The following is a 15,901-nucleotide window of genomic DNA, read 5'->3' as shown; positions in this document are numbered from 1 at the left end:
AATAAATGAGCATATTATGTATATTTAGACTAAAACCTCTGAATTACCCGCCTTCATTTTACCATATTAAAGCTAAAATTCGTAGAGAAGTCATGCTAGTAAAGAAAGGCACTTAATAAAGAAGAAAAGAGACAATTGAGTTTACTTTTAAAACATGGAATAATAGAAAAGATATTATTTTTTTACAAGGAAAGGAAATAGATGATGAAACAAGAAATTGAGATTGAATTTAAAAATTTATTAACTTCTACTGAATTTCACAAGCTTATGGATGCTTTTCATATAGACAAAGGTCAGTTTAAAGAACAAACAAACTATTATTTTGATACTCCAAATTTTGATATTAAAGAAAAACGAGCTGCTCTTCGGATACGATGTAAAAATGATCGCTATGTTTTGACACTTAAACAGCCAAGTAAAGTTGGCCTTCTTGAAACGCATGAAACGCTGACAAAGGAGGAAACAACTCGTTTATTAAAGGGTGAATGCCCTCTTCCTTCTTCAATGGAAAAACAAATCAAAACCCTTGGTATTGAAGTAAGGAAAGTCAACTTATTTGGCAGCCTTACAACGAAAAGAGCGGAGGTTCCTTATAAGGACGGACTGCTTGTTTTAGATCATAGCACATACCTTAACCATGAAGATTTTGAACTTGAATATGAAGTAAGAAATGAGGAAAGTGGAAAAAAAGCATTCCTAGAGCTTCTCAACCGTTTTCATATTCCAATGCGAGAAACGAACAATAAAATTCAGCGTTTTTTCACCTTAAAATATAAGCAACTAGGAGAGCATGATGAATAATATTCAATCTTATTTAGCACTTCTACAGCTTCAGGCTTTTCAAACGATGACATCTAATAAACTACCCGCAAATGAATCATCTTTAAACTCTCTATTTTCATCGATCCTTAGCGATGTATTGCTGACATCCGCTTCATCGCCTGAAGCGGAAAAAAGTTCATCTGGCACGGCCTTTTTGCAGAATCAGCTTACATTTTCAGCTCCTCTGAGTGTGACGAGCCCACCTGTACAAGCACAAGCGTCAGAAAAAAGAGATACGCCATTTATGGACCTTATTCATAAAGCGAGCGAAGAATTTGGAGTAGATGCTAAACTCATCAAAGCCGTCATTACGCAAGAATCTAACTTTAAAAAAGATGCTAAGAGCAGCGCAGGAGCATTAGGCCTTATGCAGCTTATGCCAGCTACAGCACAAAGTCTAGGTGTACTAAATCCTTTAAATCCTCTTGAAAACATACGAGGAGGAACAAAATATTTAAAAAAAATGCTTGAGAAATATGATGGAGATGTCTCCCTTGCTCTTGCTGCCTATAATGCAGGTCCTAGCAATGTAGACAAATATGGAGGAATTCCCCCTTTTACTGAAACAAAAGAATATGTGAAAAAAGTAATGGGTTATTATCAAGTATAAAGGCTTCCTGTCTAAGACAGGAGCTTTTTTTTGCATGATGCTTATAGGCGGATAGTTTGAGTTAAAGAGAGACGACTGCTACAATATAACAAAGTAAACCGTTGTTTCTGACTGTTATTGCTATAGTAGAATCATTAAGTTTTTGGCAATATATTAACGAAAGCGGACATAACCTAAACAAAGCTATTTTGAATTTATTCACAATTTTATGTTTGAATAGAGATTTTTTATAAAGGAGTTATGACAATGGAAAAAAGAGATATGACGCCTTATGAAGCTATCGGGGGTGAACACATGATTTCTGACCTTGTAGAAGCTTTTTATAAGAGAGTGGGAAATCATCCAGACTTAGCTCCAATTTTTCCAGACGATTTAACTGAAACAGCTCGAAAACAAAAACAGTTTTTAACACAGTATTTAGGAGGGCCTTCCGATTACACAAATGAACATGGACATCCAATGTTAAGGGCTCGGCATTTGCCTTTTGAAATCACGCCAGCGCGAGCAAAGGCTTGGCTCTCCTGTATGAGTGACGCAATGGATGAAGTAGGACTTAACGGTATGTTGCGAACCCAAATTTTTCATCGGCTCACGCTCACTGCTCAGCATATGGTGAATACTCCAGATGAAGAAGGCGTATTACCTTGAACAATAAACAATGTGAAAAAAGAAAGGCGTTCTCTTTACAACACCTTTGCAGAGGATCAAACAAAAAGCCGGTCGAAGTCTACTTTTTTGTTGATCCACTTTGTCCAGAATGTTGGGCACTTGAGCCGATTGTTAAAAAACTTCAAATTGAATACGGAGAGTATTTTAGTCTTAAACATGTTTTATCTGCTCAGTTAACGAGTCTGAATACGTTAAAAAAAGCAAAGCCTGAAAAAATGGCGCAAGTTTGGGAAAAAACAGGGAGTCGTTCTGGAATGTCCTGTGATGGAAGCTTGTGGTTAGAAAATCCAATCTCTACTCCACATGCAGCTTCAATTGCTATTAAATCAGCGTGGCTTCAAGGAAAACAGCATGGTATACGTTTTTTAAGAGCAATGCAAGAAACGCTTTTTCTTGAAAAACAAAATGTTACAGACCCAGATGTACTGCTTGACCTTGCCGCACAAGTAGGACTTGATGTCGAAGAATTTAAAAAAGACTTATTCAGCGAAAGCTCTGCAAAAGCTTTCCAATGTGATGCAAAGATTATGTATGAAATGGACGTTGATCAAAGTCCAACACTTGTTTTCTTTAACGAAAATATTGAGGATGAAGGAATTAAAGTTTCTGGATACTATGATTATGAATTATTTAAAAACATTTTATTTGAAATGTTAAAAGAAGTGCCAGATCCTTCTCCACTGCCACCACTTGAAATCTTTTTAGAATATTATACATTTGTGGCCACAAAAGAAGTTGCAGTTGTTTATGATTTATCAATCGAACAAGCTGAAAAAGTGCTAAAAAAACTTCAGCTTCAACAGCGTGTTGAAAAAGTCCCTGTCAAACATGGATCATTTTGGCGCTATATTATTTAATCATTTAAAACAGTCCTTATATCTTTTTTTAAACAAAAGAAAGACCCAGCAAGTTTGCTGGGTCTTTCTCGTTGTCATTAAGACAACAAGGGGATGGGAGAAATTTTTCACGGTCAAACAAAGGGGTATATGTTTGTGATTAATTTCACATCTATAATATAGCAAATATTATCTAGTGCTGACAAGTACTTTGTATTTCATTTCACATTTTTGTCAAACTTTTTAATACGGATGTTATGATTTCTTCTTCATATATATAGTAGCAAAAGTACAGAAAGGAGAAAAACATGAAAAAACTTTATCCATTTTTGCTTTTTTTCACCGCCTTTTGCTCGTTCCTGTTCTATGGTCTTTCTTTATTAAACCTCGTTTCTTTGCTTATTGCTGCTCCGCTTTTTTTCCTTGTTATTTTAGCTTTCTTCTCCTATCTTAATAACCGAAAGCGCTTTTCAGGATTCAAATAGAAAAAGGCAGGAAAAAGCTCCTGCCTTTCTTCTTATTGATTTAGAAGTTTTTCCATTTCATCAAGTTTTTCTTCAAATACTTTTAAAGCTTCTTCAATTGGTTTTGCACTTGTCATATCTACGCCTGCTTTTTTCAATACGTTAATTGGATAATCAGAGCTTCCTGCCTTTAAGAACTCTAGATAGCGTTCAACAGCTGGCTCTCCTTCTTCTAAGATCTGTTTACTTAAAGCTGTTGCAGCACTAAAACCTGTTGCATATTGATAAACGTAGTAATTATAGTAAAAATGAGGAATACGTGCCCATTCTAAACTAATGTCTTCATCAATAACCATATCTTCCCCAAAATACTTCTTATTCAAATCATAGTATGTTTTAGAAAGAAGTTCAGGTGTTAACGGTTCGCCATTTTGCGCTTTCACATGAATATCATGTTCAAATTCTGCGAACATTGTTTGACGGAATACAGTTGCACGGAACCCTTCTAAATAGTGGTTTAACACATACTGTTTTTGTTTTTCATCTTCTAAATTCTCTAATAAGTACTCATTTAAAAGTGCTTCATTTGTTGTTGAGGCAACTTCTGCTACAAAGATAGAGTAATCTCCATAAGGATACGGCTGCGTTTTTCTTGTATAGTAACTATGCACAGAATGGCCAAATTCGTGTGCTAAAGTAAATAAATTGTTCACATTATCTTGCCAATTCATGAGTACATAAGGGTTTGTGCCATATGAACCAGAAGAATAGGCTCCACTGCGTTTTCCTTTGTTTTCATGCACATCAACCCAGCGATTGTTAAATCCTTCTTCAAGTACACTTTTATACTCTTCTCCAAGAGGTTCGAGGCCTTTTAATGTATATTCTTTTGCTTCTTCATACGTTACTTTCATATTAACGTCTTTGACAAGCGGAGTATACAAATCATACATATGAAGCTCGTCAATGTTTAACACTTTTTTGCGAAGCTTTGTATAGCGATGAAGAAGTGGAAGATGTTTATTAATTGTTGTTACTAAATTATCGTATACTTCTTCCGGTATATTGTTTGCACTAAGAGCTGCTTGACGAGCTGACTCATAATGACGAACAAGCGCATTGAAATTATCACGTTTTACTGTTCCAGATAGCGTGCTTGCAAACGTATTTTTAAATTTCCCATATGTATCATACATTGCTGAAAATGCTTCTTTTCGAACACGACGATCTTCACTTTCTAAAAACCTTGTATAGCGGCCATGTGTTACTTCTACTTCATTTCCTTCTTCATCTTTAATCGTTGGAAACTCTAGATCCGCATTATTTAGCATTCCAAATGTTGTGCTTGAAGCCCCTAAAACATCTCCTGCTTTAGCTAGTAATGCTTCTTCTTCAGCGGATAAAACATGTGGACGCTGTCTTGTTATTTCTTCTAAAGCATGTTTATAAAGACGCAATGCTTCATTCTCTTCTAAAAAAGAAGAAATCTTCTCTTCTTCAATAGCTAAAATTTCTGGTGTCATAAATGATAAGGCACTTGCTACTTGCGTGTATAAATTTTGGATTCTGTCATTTAATCCTTGATAAAAACTGTTTGTTGTATCTTGGTCGTAGCGCATATGTGCATATGCATACAGTTTCTCTACTCTTAGTGTTACCTCATCTTGTGTTTTTAAAGCGTTATATAGGTTCTCTGATGACTCTCCTAATTTACCCGCATAAGCTGTAACAGATGGGATAAGTTCTTTTACTTCATCAAAATCTTTTTCCCATTCTTTATCTGTTGCAAAAATATCTTCTAGTCTCCACGTATCCTTCTCAGGAATTTCGCTGCGTGCTGGTAGTTTTTTAGTTTGTTCTGTCATCATTTTCCCTCCATATCTTAATTGTTCAAAGTTAGTTGTTAAAAAATTTACTACTTCTTTATAAATTCTTTGTTTATTCTATGCTTCCCTGCTTTTTTTCAAACATAGGGATGTTTTTCCTATCCTTTTATCGTATCGTTTTCTTTCTATGCTGTCATCCTTTTTGCTGTTTGAGTTGGAGTTTATTCATAATTTGATAGTCCCCATCAATTGGATGCTTGTGTATAGGCATTGTTGTCCACACTCTGTTGATTAAAAAGCGATTGGATTCTATTTCAGTAATAAATCCAACAGTACTAAGCAACCTTAAATATTCTTTCAAAGCGTCTTCAAAGCTTCCTTTTGTTACCATTGGAAGTTCTCGTAATTTTACATGTCGACTTTGTATCCTTCTTTTAAACTGCTTGAGAATAGTTTCATAGTGGATGATACAATTTCTTTTTTGAGGTGGAAAATGATCAAGTAATATATAAAGTTGCCACACACAAGAATGGCTCTCAATGAAATAACCACTTTTTACAGGCAGACCGGCCTCAGAAGGAAAATGAGAAGGAGGAATATGGTGAGTATAGAGAAGTTTTAAAAGAGGGGCATACGGATTTTTTGGATATAAGGCGTATTTCATTCTCCATTCTCCTTTTTTAATAACCCAAGTCACAAAGAAAGAAGCTTTTGAGGAACGGGGGTGAAAAAGAGAGTCAAGAGATAAGGAAGCTGTGCTGTAGTAAGAAACAGTGGCAAAGACAGAGGTCGGGGAGAAAGCTATAATATCGCTAACGATAGTAAAACGAGAAAATTTTGGACAATAATAGAGGAGATAGGGAGATGAATGAGAGACTGGGGGGTGAAGAAACTTCCATTCATTATAGGATACCTTCAGACCTCCTTTTGCATTTCTTCTAAAACGTTTCGCGCTTAAGATCCAAAGAGGAGTAATATTTAAACGGGAATAGCCTTTATTTCGTTTTCGAAGTGCTTCAAGCGAAAGAGCTGAACATTGAAATTCAATAGCAATATGAGAATCAGGTAAAAAAAGATCAGGACGCTGTGATATAGAAGGCAAATATTCTTCCATCTTTACTTTTGTTTGTTTTTCGAGCCATCTGTAGAGGCCTTTTTTCCCCTCTAAATGATAAGGTGTTTCCCTTTCATATTCGAAGGCACATGAGGCTTTCGGTTCGTGAGCAAAGTGAGCGATGTTTTTTATCCCTACTTTCAATATAAGCTTTCCTTTACAAATTGGACAGTAAAACTTTGTTTCCTTTAGCGCTTGATAATAATCATATGAATAGCGTTCTAACAAAGCAATCTTTTGACCTGTTTCAGTTTGAGCAACAAGCAAAATTTAAAAACCTCCCCTTTTTAGTTTTTTGGAGTACGAGTCATTATTCGACAATATTTTCTAAAATCCTTTTTTCCCATAAAAAAAGTTCTCACTAAGAGAACTTTATAAAAGAGGAGATAGGAGTCTACACGCTGATTCTATAAGACGAATGGCTAAAGACCTTTGAGCAAATTGCTTACTTTCTAGATGATTCGCATCCTCAAAATCTTCTAAAAAAGCATACACAAGTTTCTGAGTGCTTCCCGTTTTATAAAGAAAAGCATTAACTTCAAAATTCAGATGAAAACTCCTCATATCCATATTAGCTGTACCAATGGAAGCTATTTCATGATCTACGATAATAATTTTGCTGTGTAAAAAACCTTTTTCATATTCATATATTTTTACTCCAGCCCCCATCAACTCAGGAAAGTAAGACCGAGAAGCATAAAAAACAATCTTTTTATCAGGGCGTTTCGGAGTTAAAATTCGCACGTCAACACCGCTCAAAGAAGCGACTTTTAAAGCAGTCACAATATCTTCATCAGGAATAAAATAAGGAGATGCAATCCAAACAGACTCTCTTGCTGTCGTAATCATAGAGAAAAAAAGCTGCTTAATCACTTGAAATTCTCTATCAGGACCTCCAGCAATAATTTGGACACCACCGTCTTTTTTCACATCAGGAAGCGTTGAAAAAAGATACATAGAGTTCAACAAATCCTCTCCTGTCATGTAATACCAGTCCTGTAAAAAGGTAAGCTGAAGAGAACGAACACCTTCTCCTCTTATTTTCAAATGGGTGTCACGCCAAAATCCATAATGCCTGCTATGTCCAAGATACTCCTCTCCAATATTCAATCCACCAACAAAACCAATAGAGCCGTCTACAATAATTAACTTACGATGGTTTCTAAAATTCACTTTGCTTGTTAGCAACGGGAAAGTAACAGGCAGAAAAGGAACCATTTCTACTCCTGCCTTTACAAGCTCTTTTATATACTTTTTTTTCAGTTTAAAACTTCCTACTGCATCGTATAAAAAACGAACTTTTACACCTTGCAAAGCTTTTTCAATGAGAATTTCTTTAATCTGATTTCCTAACTTATCACTTCTTACAATATAATATTCTAAATGAATGTGATGTCTTGCACTATACAAAGCGTTTATAATGGTAGCAAACGTTTCTGTTCCATTTGTTAATGTCTCTGTTTCAGTTTTGAAGGAAATTGGGCTTTTTCCAACATTATGAGCAAGATGGAACAATCGTTTTTCGTGCTGATTAAACGGATGTTGAACATCTTTAAATAATTCTCCCTCTTGTTCTTTGAGGACTTTTTCATCTAACTTCCCTTTCTTTTCGAAAAGTCTTCGTTTCCGAACATTGCGTCCAAAAAATATATAAAAAATGAAGCCAAAAAGCGGGAAACTTCCAAGAACAACGAGCCATGTAAGCGTCTGGTTAGGATGGCGATTTTCTAAGGAAATAAGGATGCTAATGAAAATAACACTTATTGTCATAAGAACGCTCAAGATGCCAAGCAGTGTACTGTTCCATAAATGTTCAGTTAATAGAACGAAGGAGACGGTAACGACAACAAATAAAATAAGCTTAATTCCGTTCTTCAACAAATATGCACCTATTTCATTTTATATTGTGAAAAAACAGAAAGTCGTTACCACAACAAGGCAACGACTCATTCTCCACATATTATATATATCGCACAACCTTCAAGCTCAAAACTAAAAGTTAAGAATTTGCAAGAAGTGGGAAATGTTTTTTTACTTCTTCTAGTGCATTCTCTTTCATGACAAGCTTACCGTACTCTTCAAGATGATGAACAGTTGTTCTTGATTCTTCACTATATTCAAGCAAAATGCTAAGAATATCGTCTAGCTTTTCAATGTCATCTTGGCAGTTGAAAAACTCTACGTATAAGTAGTAACGATTTTCGAAAGCATATAAATTGTTCGGAATTTCAGGAAGCTGAATACGATGACTTAAAGAAATTAGATCTTCAAAATCTTTAAAATGAAGAACAAACTGAAGGGATTCTTCATCATCTTCATCTTCAGCAACTTCACTTATATTATGATCATCAAGTAAGGATTCCAGTTTTTCATCAACAGGAATATCAATTTTTTTGTCTTCCCCAACAGGGACTTCAAATTTTTGCCCATCTTTAGAAAGACTTGCTCTTGTAACGACAACCTCAATTCCTTTATCCATTGCTTGCACTTGAATCCAAAGAGGACCTTCAATTGTAAACTCCTCTTTGTGATGAACTTCATCCATCATATCCCAAAAGAGTTCTTCACTTCGTTCGCGACTAAACCAAATTTCATTTCGATCGAAGCCTCTTTCTTCTATATCAATATAGGAAACGTAAAATTTTACTGTATTTTCATTTATGCGTTCTATTTCCATGCGTAGCTCTCTCCCTTCTCGTTTTCATTACAAGGCATTTGACCTGTTTCTGAAGGGACGGTATGACCCCTTTTTTGTATTTCTTTTACCCACTTACATTCATTCTTAATCGCTCCGAGAAAACGTTATACATCAGCTCTTTGCTTTGCGTTGGACATATTCTACACTAGAACACGTTTTTCGTAAAGTTTCTTCCTCTCTCCCTTTTTAAATCTTATCATTAGTTTCCCTAAAAGGACTTTGAATAGAAGTGGAAGACTTCGGTACCAAAAACTTCTGCTCTCACTGTAGATATTCATTACTACGATAAATTATATCTTCATTGTATGACAAAATACCTCAGAAAGAAAATAAAATGTTTGGGAAGACTCTCATATCACTTTTTTTCTTCAATTAAAAAATAACAGACAAGCTTGAGACTTTTTTGAATATATTTAGGTAATGAAGATGGGAGGATGTCAAATTGGAACTTGAAGCGCTCACCATTATTTTAATGATTATCGGCATTGACATTGTACTTGGAGGCGATAATGCCATTGTTATTGCTCTTGCTTGCCGCAACTTACCAGAAAACCAGCGCAATAAAGCGATTGTACTTGGTACAGGCCTTGCCATTGTAGTGCGCATTCTTCTGACCATGGTTGCTGTCTATTTGCTTACTATCCCTTATTTACAGTTCGCTGGTGGTATTTTGCTCATAAGTATTGCCATTAAGCTACTGATCCAAGAAGAAGAACAACAACATATTAAGGCTAGTGTGTCCATTTTTGCAGCCATCAAAACGATTGTTTTTGCGGACATTGTAATGGGTCTTGATAACGTACTAGCTGTCGCTGGAGCTGCACATGGAAACTTAACATTTGTTGTCATTGGCTTGCTTGTTTCAGTTCCAATTATTGTATGGGGAAGCAAAATAGTTCTTTACTTAATGGAGCAATTTTCTTTTCTTGTATACGTTGGTTCTGGTATCCTTGCGTTTACAGCAGGTAAAATGATCACCCACGAAGAAAAGCTTGCTTTTTTCTTTCACTCCTCGTCAACTCTCTACATTGTTCCAACACTGCTTGTTATATTTGTTGTTGCAATTGGGTTTATTTTCAATCAAAAAAAGACAAATCGAAAAAAAGTGGCTTAACTTATTGTTAAGCCACTTTTTTTATAGAAAGAAATATGTTTCTTATTCGTTAACCAATTTTTGTGCTTCACGTAGTTGAAATGTACGAACTTTTCTTGGTAAGAAACGACGAATCTCATCTTCGTTATACCCAACTTGCAGGCGTTTTTCATCAAGAATAATTGGGCGACGCAATAAACCAGGGTTATCTTTAATTAGACTGTATAAATCTTTTAATGGCATTGCATCGAGCTGAACATTTAGCTTTTGGAACGTTTTAGAACGAGTTGAAATAATTTCATCTGTTCCGTCCTCAGTCATACGTAGAACTTCTTTAATCTCATCAATAGACAATGGTTCTGAAAAAATGTTACGTTCTGTATAAGCAATATCATTTTCCTCTAACCATGCTCTTGCTTTTCGACATGAAGTACAACTTGGTGAAGTATATAGTGTAACCATTCTTTCATTCCTCCTCATTGGAATAAAATCATAAACACTTCAAACATGATGGAAGCGGTTCTTTTTTGTATACTAAAAATAGCATAGTTTGTATAATACTTATTTAAAATAGATACTAATTTAAAATAAGTTTAAATTGAGAATCTCTATCAGTATTATACAACAAATCTGACCTTAATGGTATACTTTTTCGAATTTTTCTTGTGCTTCCCTTTTTTTTTACCACACCTAATATACGAATAAACTTCATAAGGGGTTTCATGTTCTTGATAAATATTCGTGACAACTTTTTGAACAAATTATTTTTCTTTTCTTAAAAAAGAAATTCTCCTGTAAAATTTGGCTTACCTGAAGGAATATTCCTCCCTTTTCGTTATAAAAGTTGAAAAAGAGCGCACGTTAAATATGATTTCATTTATTTATGAAGAGATACTACATAAACTCATCAAGGCGGTGAACATATGCGTAAGTTATGGTTAATAACCAGTATTCTTACTTTAGCTGCTTGTGCTCCAAAAGAAATTACAACAGATAATAATGAGAAAACAGCCATCCCCATTCAAACAGCCAAAGTAAAAGAACAAGATATATCAGGAATAATGGAGCTATCAGGCGTAGCTAAGCCTGCCAAACAGGCTCCTATTGCAACATCTCTCCCCCTTCCTGTGGAAAAAGTTCATGTTAAAGTGGGCGATAGCGTAGAAAAAGGAGATGTACTTATCACGCTTAACGATACAAAAGCTCAGCAACAGCTTAATACAGCATCAGATACATTATCATCTATTGATTCCATCCTAAATGATACTAAAAATGAAGAAGTTGGTGCTGAAGTTCAAAAGCTTCGTAAAGATTTGCAAACCTCTATTTCTGCTTCTAAATCTCTGTTAGAGGGAATGGAGCAAGGAGAAAAAGTACAACAAGAAGCTTTAGCAAAAGGACTAGAAGTAGTGGTAACTCAGGCTCAGCTTTCTCAAAAGATTCTAGAAAACCAAACAGCAACTGTCCCGGCAGAAACGTTGAATCTACAAAAACAACAAGCACAATCAGCCGTTGATGAAGCTAAGACAGCGATTGAAAATACTGTACTTCGTGCTCCTTTCAGTGGACAAGTTGCAGATATTGCAGCTGTGGAAGGAAGTCCGCTTTCACCAAACTCTCCCGCTGCTGTCATTGTGAATCAAGATACAATAAAGGCAACATTTCAGCTAAACAGCTATGAAGTAGCAGAAATAAAACCGAATATGAATGCTTCCCTTTCTTTTGATGGAATTAAAGAAAACTACCGAGCAACAGTTACAAGCATTTCTCCAACAGCAAATCCAGAAACAGGCCTATTTCCTGCTTCCATTTCTGTACAAAATGAGAGCGGTGCCATTAAAGGTGGTGTTCGGGTTTCTGCCTCAGTTTCTGTTCAAGAAGTCAACGATGCTCTTACAGTTCCAGTAGAAGCTTTGCTTTATACCAACTCTAAACCATACGTTTATGTTGTAAATGATAATAAAGCACAACGAAGGGAAATTGAACTTGGAATAAAAAGTGATAATGCATATGAAGTGAAAAAAGGGCTAAAAAAAGGAGACCTTGTAATTATTGAAGGAAAAGAAGACGTAAAAGACACCAGTGATATAGAAGTGATCAAAGGAGACGTTTCATGAAAATTGTCCAATTCTCTGTTCTTCGTCCTATTGCTATGTCAATGGTTATTTTTTTTCTTATTATCCTTGGCAGTGTTAGCGTTAAAAACATGTCTATTGATTTATTTCCTGAGCTTACGTTTCCTACAGCTGTTGTGACAGCTACATATGATGGAGCGAGTCCCACAGAAGTAGAAAATTTGCTTGCCCAACCGATTGAAGGTGCAATGGGGACCATTCCAAATATTGAAAAGGTTTCTTCTGTTTCTCAAAATGGTGGTGCTCTTGTTCTTGTTCAGTTTAATTGGGGAACAGATATGGATTTTGCCACTCTAAAAATGAGAGAACAAATTGATGCTGTTCGTGATGTTCTGCCAGACGGTGTCCAAACACCAAAAGTACTTCGCTTCAATCCAAGTGATCTTCCCATTATGCAGCTTGCTATAACAGATACAAAGGGAAATATTGAAAATGCAAAAGAAGTAGCTGAGAAGGAAGTAAAGACAGCGGTTGACCGGCTCGATGGAATTGCCTCAACTTCTATTGAAGGTGGACCAGAAAGAGAAGTTCAACTTATTGCAAACCCGCAAAAGCTACTTTCTTATGGCATCACATTGAAGAATCTACAAGAAATCATTGGATCAGAGAATATTGATTTACCTGGCGGAAATGTGGAAGATCACCAAGAAACACTGCCAATTCGCATTACAGGTAAGTTTGACTCTTTAAATGATTTAGAAATGCTTCCCATTCCAACTAAGAAAGGAACTGTTCTTTTAAACGACTTAATAGAAATAGAACAAAAAGAACAAAGAGAAAATGGGTTAAGTTATTTAAATGGAAAAGATGCTGTTGGTCTTTCTATTTTAAAACAGTCCGGAACAAATACAGTACAAGTTGCTAAGAATATTCATAATGAGATAGAAAAGTTGAAGGAAGAGCTTCCAAGCAACATTAAGATTCAGACCATCTTCGATCAAAGTATGTTTATTAACCAATCCATTTCTGCTGTATCAAGCAATATGATCGTAGGAAGTTTACTTGCTGCTTTCGTTCTTTTTCTATTTTTGCGAAACTTTAGAAGTACAATGATTATTTCTTTAGCAATTCCACTGTCCATTATGACAACGTTTATCTTTATGTATTTCAGTAACCAAACACTCAATTTATTGACGCTTGGCGGGCTTGCCTTAGGTGTCGGGATGATGGTTGATAATGCCATTGTTATTTTGGAAAACATTTATCGTTTAAGACAAGAAGGAGAAGGAAAAAAAGACGCCGCTATAAAAGGTACCAATCAAGTTGGACAGGCAATTATTGCTTCTACTCTTACAAGCGTTGTTGTATTTTTACCGATTATCTTTGTCGATGGCCTTGCTGCTCAACTCTTTAAACCGCTTGCTCTTGTTGTTTCATACTCTCAGTTTGCTGCTCTATTTACGGCCCTTATTATCGTTCCTCTTCTTTCTTCTCTAATTCTAAAGTTAAAGGAGAATGAGAAAAAAAGTGTCTTCGATAAATTCAACAATCGCTATAAAGCACTGCTTTCCGCTTCGTTAAAACATCCAAAAAAAACGGTCGGTGTTGTTATTGTTCTTTTTCTTCTTTCCTTTGCAGGAGTACCTTTTATTGGCACAGAGTTTTTACCCTCACAAGATCAAAGCTATCTGTCTATTGAGGCTGAACTTCCTCCTGGAAGTACAGTTGAGAAAACGTACCGAAAAGTAAAGGAAATTAATGAGAAAATAAGACCTGTTGAAGAAATTGCGAACACGTACATTACGATTGGTGGCAGCAGCAGCTTTTCAATGGGTGGCAGAAATAGCAATAATGAAGCAAATTATAGCGTTTTATTAACAGATATCGGAAATCGTTCAAGAACCGATTTAGAAATTGCAGAGGACATTCGTCAAAAGCTAAAAAACACCCCAAACGCAAATATTACGGTTTCCTCTGGAACTTCTGGTTTTTCTGCTAATCCTATTTCTTTGAAAATATCAGGCCCTAATCTTGAAACATTGCGAAGCCTTTCAGATCAAACAATTAACCTTATTTCAAAAGTAGATGGAGTAAGAGAACCAAAAGCAAATTATGAAGAAGGAAATCCTGAAGTTAGTATTTCTATTAATCGTGATAAAGCTGCTCAATATGGGATTGGCAGTGCTTCTGTTGCTCAAGCAGTCTCAGACGCCACTAAAGGTCTTGTTGCAACAAAACTTTCAGGAAACGCTGGGGAAGAGCTTAATGTTCGCCTTCTCATAGACGAAAAGTACATTTCCTCAACAGAGGAGCTTGAGAATCTTACCATTCAAACACAAGGGGGAACATCTATTCCTTTAAAAGCTGTCTCATCCATTTCAAGAGATACGGGTCCTTCGCAAATTACAAGAAGTGACAGAGTAAGGGAGATTACCGTAAATGCTGATATTCTAAATCGTGATCTCGGTACAATTACGAAAGATATTGAAAAAACATTGAAAGAAAACTTGCCGTTACCAAATGATCAATACAAAGTAACCTTTGGCGGACAAAATGAACAAATGAATGATGCTTTTTATAAATTATCTCTTGCCCTTGCTCTTGCCGTTGTACTTGTTTATATGGTAATGGCTGCTCAGTTTGAATCGTTTTTTCATCCTTTTTTAATCATGTTTTCCGTTCCATTAACATTCATTGGGATTATTCTTGGACTCTTAATCACAAATGAACCGCTTGGCGTTGGTTCTCTTGTTGGAATTCTTATTTTGACAGGCATTGTTGTTAATAACGCCATTGTGCTTATAGACTATTTAAAGCAGCTCAGAGAAGAAGGATACGATGCTAAATCAGCTATTTTACTCGCTGGTCCTACAAGACTCCGCCCTATTATGATGACAGCTCTAACATCTGTTCTTGGCCTTCTTCCCCTTATGTTCGGGATTGGAGAAGGCACAGAAATCCAGCGTCCAATGGCAATTGTCATTATATTTGGGCTTACAGTTTCTACTTTTATTACGCTCATTTTCATTCCAACTGTATACTATATGTTCGAACAAAGAAGAATAAAGAAAAAAGAAAAGACAGGATGAATATTCATCCTGTCTTTTTTATAAATCATCTAAAATGTTATCATGTTCTTCTTCACGAAGCTTTAATACTTCATCAGCATTCAGATAAGATCTTCCATACCATTGTTTATCTTTATACGTATGAATCGTCTCATACGTTCTTTTCATATGCTCTAAAATATCTTCTTCTGTTTCTTCATTAGGTGACCAATATAGAATCTCCATTGCATTCACTTCATTTGTAGCAAGAGAACGGCGACGATAGCCAATTGAACGAGCATGTTTAAAACCTGCTCTCTTGTAGAAACGAAGTCGTTTTTCTGTATCATGATCATCTTCATCAACGGGTTCCACTTCTAGAATGATTGGTTTTCTTTTATCTTTGAGTTTATCAAGGAGTTTATTACCAAGACCTTGCCCTCTTGCTTTACCTGATACGAATAAATAATCAATAAATAAAAACTCATCAAATTCCACATACATTAAAACGTGGTTTGAACTTTCATCTTTGTGATAAATATCTCCTTGTTCACTTAGAAGTGCCTCAATATGGTCCTTTGATTTCATTTCCTCCACCGGAAAATATTCGCTCAGTTTCTCATACCAATTCATTGTCTTATAGTAGT

General features: G+C 35.7%; 13 protein-coding genes. 7 read left to right on the top strand and 6 right to left on the bottom strand.

Annotated elements, in window-relative coordinates:
- Positions 1-204: 204 nt before the first annotated feature.
- The 4 genes from ACK3CR_RS06090 to ACK3CR_RS06075 all read left to right on the top strand — a co-directional run bounded on the left by ACK3CR_RS06090 (position 205) and on the right by ACK3CR_RS06075 (position 2,958).
- On the top strand, positions 205-801 hold the full coding sequence (locus ACK3CR_RS06090; RefSeq protein ID WP_243520971.1) for a CYTH domain-containing protein: 597 nt from the start codon (positions 205-207) through the stop codon (positions 799-801).
- Entirely contained in the window at positions 794-1,432 is a 639-nt protein-coding gene (locus ACK3CR_RS06085; RefSeq protein WP_488975084.1) for a lytic transglycosylase domain-containing protein, read from the top strand. The genes ACK3CR_RS06090 and ACK3CR_RS06085 overlap by 8 nt, the downstream gene beginning before the upstream one ends.
- A 246-nt stretch (positions 1,433-1,678) precedes the next feature.
- Positions 1,679-2,080: a globin domain-containing protein gene (locus ACK3CR_RS06080; protein ID WP_040057143.1), complete on the top strand. Its 402-nt coding sequence runs from the start codon at positions 1,679-1,681 to the stop codon at positions 2,078-2,080.
- Positions 2,077-2,958 carry a ClpXP adapter SpxH family protein gene (locus ACK3CR_RS06075; protein WP_243514397.1) on the top strand — a complete coding sequence of 294 codons (882 nt, stop codon included), beginning with the start codon at positions 2,077-2,079 and terminating at the stop codon, positions 2,956-2,958. Before ACK3CR_RS06080 ends, ACK3CR_RS06075 begins: the two co-directional genes overlap by 4 nt.
- Before the next feature lie 496 nt (positions 2,959-3,454).
- Here the strand turns inward: ACK3CR_RS06075 and pepF are convergent, their stop codons facing one another.
- The 4 genes from pepF to mecA all read right to left on the bottom strand — a co-directional run bounded on the left by pepF (position 3,455) and on the right by mecA (position 9,018).
- Positions 3,455-5,266 carry an oligoendopeptidase F gene (pepF, locus tag ACK3CR_RS06070; RefSeq protein ID WP_430239644.1) on the bottom strand — a complete coding sequence of 604 codons (1,812 nt, stop codon included), beginning with the start codon at positions 5,264-5,266 and terminating at the stop codon, positions 3,455-3,457.
- Positions 5,267-5,420: 154 nt separating this feature from the next.
- Complete coding sequence (locus ACK3CR_RS06065; RefSeq protein ID WP_488975051.1) at positions 5,421-6,608, bottom strand: competence protein CoiA; 1,188 nt, start codon at positions 6,606-6,608, stop codon at positions 5,421-5,423.
- 105 nt (positions 6,609-6,713) lie between these two features.
- Complete coding sequence (gene cls, locus ACK3CR_RS06060) at positions 6,714-8,219, bottom strand: cardiolipin synthase (protein WP_328123085.1); 1,506 nt, start codon at positions 8,217-8,219, stop codon at positions 6,714-6,716.
- Between the two features lie 121 nt (positions 8,220-8,340).
- Positions 8,341-9,018 carry an adaptor protein MecA gene (mecA, locus tag ACK3CR_RS06055; RefSeq protein WP_061803305.1) on the bottom strand — a complete coding sequence of 226 codons (678 nt, stop codon included), beginning with the start codon at positions 9,016-9,018 and terminating at the stop codon, positions 8,341-8,343.
- Positions 9,019-9,481: 463 nt separating this feature from the next.
- Here mecA and ACK3CR_RS06050 point away from each other — a divergent pair, with 463 nt between their 5' ends.
- On the top strand, positions 9,482-10,153 hold the full coding sequence (locus tag ACK3CR_RS06050) for a TerC family protein (protein ID WP_243514422.1): 672 nt from the start codon (positions 9,482-9,484) through the stop codon (positions 10,151-10,153).
- A 42-nt stretch (positions 10,154-10,195) separates the two neighbouring features.
- Here the strand turns inward: ACK3CR_RS06050 and spxA are convergent, their stop codons facing one another.
- The gene (spxA, locus tag ACK3CR_RS06045; protein ID WP_019393828.1) at positions 10,196-10,594 is read right to left on the bottom strand and encodes a transcriptional regulator SpxA; all 399 of its coding nucleotides are present in this window, start codon (positions 10,592-10,594) and stop codon (positions 10,196-10,198) included.
- 461 nt (positions 10,595-11,055) lie between these two features.
- Between spxA and ACK3CR_RS06040 the strand changes: the two genes are divergently transcribed.
- Together ACK3CR_RS06040 and ACK3CR_RS06035 are read left to right on the top strand one after the other, a co-directional pair.
- A complete protein-coding gene (locus ACK3CR_RS06040; RefSeq protein ID WP_243514425.1) occupies positions 11,056-12,249 on the top strand; it encodes an efflux RND transporter periplasmic adaptor subunit in 1,194 nt (397 codons plus the stop codon).
- Positions 12,246-15,296: an efflux RND transporter permease subunit gene (locus ACK3CR_RS06035; protein ID WP_410914325.1), complete on the top strand. Its 3,051-nt coding sequence runs from the start codon at positions 12,246-12,248 to the stop codon at positions 15,294-15,296. Before ACK3CR_RS06040 ends, ACK3CR_RS06035 begins: the two co-directional genes overlap by 4 nt.
- An 18-nt stretch (positions 15,297-15,314) precedes the next feature.
- Here ACK3CR_RS06035 and ACK3CR_RS06030 read toward each other — a convergent pair whose 3' ends face one another.
- Positions 15,315-15,887 (bottom strand): GNAT family N-acetyltransferase, encoded by a 573-nt coding sequence (locus ACK3CR_RS06030; protein WP_124050071.1) that lies wholly within the window; start codon positions 15,885-15,887, stop codon positions 15,315-15,317.
- Between the last annotated feature and the right edge of the window lie 14 nt (positions 15,888-15,901).

Source organism: Priestia sp. TRM10 (genome assembly GCF_057808375.1).
The sequence above is the reverse complement of the archived record's forward strand: the minus strand, read 5'-3'. Positions and strand labels throughout refer to the sequence as shown.

Coding starts and splice junctions, on each gene's coding strand:
- ACK3CR_RS06090 (WP_243520971.1), top strand. CDS start 205: ATGAAACAAGAAATTGAGATTGAATTTAAAAATTTATTAACTTCTACT.
- ACK3CR_RS06085 (WP_488975084.1), top strand. CDS start 794: ATGAATAATATTCAATCTTATTTAGCACTTCTACAGCTTCAGGCTTTT.
- ACK3CR_RS06080 (WP_040057143.1), top strand. CDS start 1,679: ATGGAAAAAAGAGATATGACGCCTTATGAAGCTATCGGGGGTGAACAC.
- pepF (WP_430239644.1), bottom strand. CDS start 5,266: ATGACAGAACAAACTAAAAAACTACCAGCACGCAGCGAAATTCCTGAG.
- mecA (WP_061803305.1), bottom strand. CDS start 9,018: ATGGAAATAGAACGCATAAATGAAAATACAGTAAAATTTTACGTTTCC.
- spxA (WP_019393828.1), bottom strand. CDS start 10,594: ATGGTTACACTATATACTTCACCAAGTTGTACTTCATGTCGAAAAGCA.
- ACK3CR_RS06040 (WP_243514425.1), top strand. CDS start 11,056: ATGCGTAAGTTATGGTTAATAACCAGTATTCTTACTTTAGCTGCTTGT.
- ACK3CR_RS06035 (WP_410914325.1), top strand. CDS start 12,246: ATGAAAATTGTCCAATTCTCTGTTCTTCGTCCTATTGCTATGTCAATG.
- ACK3CR_RS06030 (WP_124050071.1), bottom strand. CDS start 15,887: ATGAATTGGTATGAGAAACTGAGCGAATATTTTCCGGTGGAGGAAATG.